The organism is Limosilactobacillus agrestis (assembly GCF_014145585.1).
GTDB lineage: Bacteria > Bacillota > Bacilli > Lactobacillales > Lactobacillaceae > Limosilactobacillus > Limosilactobacillus agrestis.
In genome coordinates this window covers 1-254 of the sequence record NZ_JACIVF010000030.1, presented here as the reverse complement: position 1 = coordinate 254, position 254 = coordinate 1, and the positions used below count along the sequence as shown (strand labels likewise).

Genomic DNA, 254 nt, shown 5'->3' with positions numbered 1-254 from the left:
TTAACGAGAGTTCTCTCGCTCACCTTAGGATTCTCTCCTCGACTACCTGTGTCGGTTTGCGGTACGGGCAGTTAACTACTCCTTAGAAGCTTTTCTTGGCAGTGTGACATCGGCAACTTCGCTACTTAAATTTCGCTCCCCATCACAGCTTGTCAACTCGGATGTAAACATTTGACTCACATCCTGACTTACTGCTTGGCCGTACTCTTCCAATCGTACGGTTTGCTTAGCCTCCTGCGTCCCTCCATCGTCAA

General features: G+C 48.8%; 1 rRNA gene. It reads right to left on the bottom strand.

What is annotated here, in order from left to right:
* Positions 1-254: ribosomal RNA gene (locus tag H5R88_RS02180) — 23S ribosomal RNA — on the bottom strand; the annotation flags it as partial.